We start from the raw sequence: 4,264 nt of genomic DNA on the forward strand, positions 1-4,264 counted from the left end.
TCAGCTCTGCATAATCTGCTTCTGTCAGCGTTTTCCAGCCAATTTTCCGCATATCATATACCAGTGATTTCACGTCTTTATATTTTTCCACACCGGCCGGGGTTAACTGTAAATATACCTTGCGCCGGTCGATCACATCCGCTTCTCTCTTTACCAATCCTTTCTTGACCAGCAACTCAATAATGCGCGAAATGGTGGTAATATCCTTGGAGGTATTACGGGCCAGCTCGTTATGGGTAGTTTTTTTATGCTTATAAAGGTTCTCTATCAGCAACCATTGATCCACTGTAATGTCCTTCTGATGGGCATCGAACATCTTTTGCCAATAGTTGCGTAATTTTTTGAGCGTAGCATCCAACTTAAAAAAAGAGGGATTACTGACGAAAGTATCAGCCATATTAATTAATTTGCATTAGCAACTGTTGCTATGGCAACTATTGTTTTTGAACCACCATCATCACCAAAACAGTCTTATTGTGTTTAAAGATAGCACAAGCGTTTCAACTTTTAAAACGCCAGCCTCTAATCCGGGAGGTAACAGCGGCGAAAAGGCTGAATTATTAACAGCCTGGCGCCTGATGTGTGAGGCGGGTAGTATGGCCGTTACCTACGAGGCTAACCGGTCCATCTGCAAATATGTTCACTCCACTTCGCGGGGCCATGAGGCCATACAAATAGCCACCGGCCTGCAATTGCGGCCATGGGATTTTGTAAGCCCATATTACCGCGATGAAAGCATGCTGCTGGCCATGGGCTTTACACCCTATGAGTTAATGCTGCAATTACTGGCCAAAGCAGACGATCCGTTTTCCGGGGGAAGATCTTATTACAGCCATCCCAACAGCAAGGTGGCTGATAAACCACAAATTCCCCATCAGAGCAGTGCTACCGGGATGCAGGTAATCCCTACCACCGGCATGGCACAAGGCATACAATACCTGGAACAGATTGATTCCCAGCTGCTGAAAACTGGTCCGGAGGGAGAACTGCCCGTGGTAGTATGTTCCCTTGGCGATGGCAGCGTAACGGAAGGCGAGGTGAGTGAAGCCTTTCAGTTTGCCGTACTGAAGCAACTGCCGGTTATTTATCTCATACAGGACAATGACTGGGGAATTTCCGCTACCGGTGCAGAAGTGCGCACCATGGATGCATATGAATACGCCGCCGGTTTTAAAGGGCTGGAACGCATGCGGGTAGACGGCAGTGATTTCACCGCCAGTTATGCCGCCATAGAAACAGCCATCAATTACGTTCGCCAGGAACGCCGTCCTATATTGGTGCAGGCCAACGTGCCGTTACTGGGGCATCATACTTCCGGTGTCCGTAAGGAATGGTATCGTACGGCGGAAGACCTGGAAAACCATGCTGCCAATGATCCGTTGCCGAAGCTCAGGGCATTGCTGGTAAAACACGGTGTAAGTACCGAAGTACTGGACCAGATAGCAAAAACAGCTGCTGCCGATATACAGGCAGCTTTTGATAAAGCGGTGGCCGCACCCGAGCCTTCACCGGAAACGGTGCAGGAGCACGTGTTTGCACCTGCTGCCGTAACGGAAGAAAGTGGTACCCGCGTACCTGCCGGTAAAGCCAAAGTGGTCATGGTGGATGCGGCATTGCATGCGGTGGAAGAAATTATGCAGGCATATCCGGAAGCCATATTTTTTGGACAGGACGTAGGACGCAGGCTGGGAGGCGTTTTTCGCGAAGCAGCTACCCTCGGTGATAAATTTGGCGTTCATCGTGTATACAATACCGCTATACAGGAAGCGTATATTATAGGCGCTACTGCCGGTCTTTCTGCCGTAGGCGTAAAACCTATAGTGGAAGTGCAGTTTGCGGATTATATCTACCCGGGATTTAATCAGCTGGTGACAGAAATATCCAAATCATGTTATTTAAGTAATGGGAAATACCCGGTGCAAACGCTGATCCGCGTGCCTATTGGTGCGTACGGCGGTGGTGGTCCTTATCATTCCGGCAGTGTGGAATCTACCCTGCTGAGTATTAAAGGTATCAAGGTGGTGTATCCTTCCAATGCAGCCGACATGAAAGGCTTGATGAAGGCCGCCTTCCTTGACCCTAACCCGGTGGTGATGCTGGAGCATAAAGGATTATACTGGAGTAAAGTACCTGGTACGCTGGAGGCCATGACCGTGGAACCTGCGGCAGATTATGTGCTGCCAATGGGAAAGGGCAACGTGGTGCTACAGGCACATCCTAAAGACAAGGCCCAGGGAAATGCCCTGTGTGTGATTACCTACGGCATGGGCGTATACTGGGCCAAAGCCGCTGCCAAAGCATATCCTGGAAATGTTACGATTGTAGATCTGCGCACGTTGTTTCCGCTGGATGAAGCGCTTGTTTTTGACATGGTACAGCAACATGGTAAATGCCTGATCCTGACGGAAGAACAACTTAATAACTCTTTCGCGCAGGCACTCGCCGGCCGTATTCAAAAAGAATGTTTCCGTTTCCTGGATGCTCCGGTGTTTACACTGGGCGCCATGGATTTACCAGCGGTGCCACTAAATACCGGTCTGGAAGCGGCGATGCTGCCCACTCCCGCCAAAGTGGAAGCTGCTATCGCTGAATTATTAGCTTATTGATTAAAAATGTATGGGCAGATCTTTTCAAGTGCCCATACATTTTGTTAAAATGCCCTCCACCGGCGGTCAGTCTTTCATTATTCTTTCTATCTTTTAAGCATGAAAGCCAATGTTACTGACCTTGAAATAGAGAAGCAGTTATTACCCTTATTTGATACCACCGGAAATACCTATGCCCGGCGGGCACTCACTCACCTGCTGTTAACGTTGCCTGATACGCAGGAAGGCGTATACGAAAGGCAACGACTCCTGAAAGCATTTATTGACAACGGTTATATACATACCGAAATTACTTACTCCCGGCAAGACTTTGAGGAAGTATTACATTCCTTTACGAGGATCAATGATCAGTATTATTATTACGATAGTAATCATCTGATAGCTACCGCGCAACTATTGTGGCGTCGTCGTTACCGGCATTCCATGAGAAGCCGGCTGGCGCAGTTGGCGCTTTTTATGGAGGGGTTACAAATCTATTTTGAACAGATAGATCCGGCACTGTTTCCTTCCGCTTTTGGTGAGCGCATAACGGCGTTACAGCAATACCTGTCTATGTTTCATGCGAAGGAAGTTGCCCGTCGTATACGTAAGGACCGCTTTGGTGTAAGGGATCAGTTATTTCTGCTGGACTTGCTGAACCGCAAAATAGACGAAAAAACCGCCAGGAAGCATTGGGAAACTTTTTATGAATTTGAGGCGTGGTTATCGCTGGCGAAAGGCATTGTAAAACGTGGTTTTGTGTTCCCTGAATTCACAGCCGCCGGGGTGCAGATGAAAGATTTTTATCATCCGGCATTACAGCAGCCCGTTAAAAATGACCTCGATACAACCGGCACTGTTATGTTACTGACGGGGCCCAATATGTCGGGAAAATCAACCCTGCTGAAGGCGATCGGCATCTGTGTTTACCTGGCGCATGCCGGTGTGGGCGTGCCTGCCAGCTATTGCCGCTTACCGTATTTCGATTCGATTACCGTGATTATTAATCTCTCTGATGACCTGAAACATGGGTATAGTCATTTTATGATGGAAGTGCAGCACCTGAAGAATGTAGTACAGGAAGCCCACGGAGGCAAACGTTGTTTCGCGGTATTTGATGAGTTGTTTAGAGGCACGAATGTAGATGATGCCCTCGATATTTCACAACAAACGATCAATGGACTGAATAAATTTCATGGCAGTTTTTTTGTCATCTCTACACATCTATATCAGTTGCAACCGCTGCTGAGAGCCGTGAACGCCTGGTATATTGATTGTATATTGAAAGATCAGGTACCACAGTTTCTCTACCGCTTACGTGCGGGCTGGTCTGATTTAAAAATAGGGAGAATTATTTTTGAGAAAGAAGGATTGCCGGCGTTGTTGCAACGGACATAAAAAATTATTTGACTGTTTTGGGGGTAGTGCCTAAGGTGAAATTTACCGTAGCTGTTAAGCGTTTCATGGCAATAGCCAGTTGGTTTTCGACTGTTTTAACGGAGAGGTTTAGCACGGATGCTACCTCTTTATATTTCATGCCATTTTGTTTGATGAGGGTAAACACCATTCTGCATTTTGGCGGCAATTGCTGTACTGCAAATTCCATTTTACGAATCATTTCTGCAGAAATCATGAGCTGTTCGGGATTGCTATCGAAAGCAATTTCCATTTTTTCATCT

General features: G+C 47.2%; 4 protein-coding genes. 2 read left to right on the forward strand and 2 right to left on the reverse strand.

Going from position 1 to position 4,264, the window contains the following annotated elements:
- On the reverse strand, window positions 1-397 hold a 397-nt coding region (locus tag VIP81_RS17075), incomplete at its 3' end, for a MarR family winged helix-turn-helix transcriptional regulator (protein ID WP_331963468.1).
- A gap of 79 nt (window positions 398-476) precedes the next feature.
- Between VIP81_RS17075 and VIP81_RS17080 the strand changes: the two genes are divergently transcribed.
- Window positions 477-2,606: an alpha-ketoacid dehydrogenase subunit alpha/beta gene (locus tag VIP81_RS17080; RefSeq protein WP_331963471.1), complete on the forward strand. Its 2,130-nt coding sequence runs from the start codon at window positions 477-479 to the stop codon at window positions 2,604-2,606.
- Between the two features lie 99 nt (window positions 2,607-2,705).
- Window positions 2,706-3,983, forward strand: coding sequence for a MutS-related protein (locus VIP81_RS17085; RefSeq protein ID WP_331963474.1), 1,278 nt, complete (start codon window positions 2,706-2,708; stop codon window positions 3,981-3,983).
- A 4-nt stretch (window positions 3,984-3,987) separates the two neighbouring features.
- Here VIP81_RS17085 and VIP81_RS17090 read toward each other — a convergent pair.
- Window positions 3,988-4,264 (reverse strand): sigma-70 family RNA polymerase sigma factor (locus tag VIP81_RS17090; RefSeq protein ID WP_331963477.1); only part of this gene is annotated, 277 nt, incomplete at its 5' end.

It is taken from the genome of Chitinophaga sp., from assembly GCF_036566945.1.
Taxonomy (GTDB): domain Bacteria; phylum Bacteroidota; class Bacteroidia; order Chitinophagales; family Chitinophagaceae; genus Chitinophaga.

What these genes read in the sequence shown, in the direction of transcription:
- VIP81_RS17085 (WP_331963474.1), top strand. Translation starts at nt 2,706, where the DNA reads ATGAAAGCCAATGTTACTGACCTTGAAATAGAGAAGCAGTTATTACCC.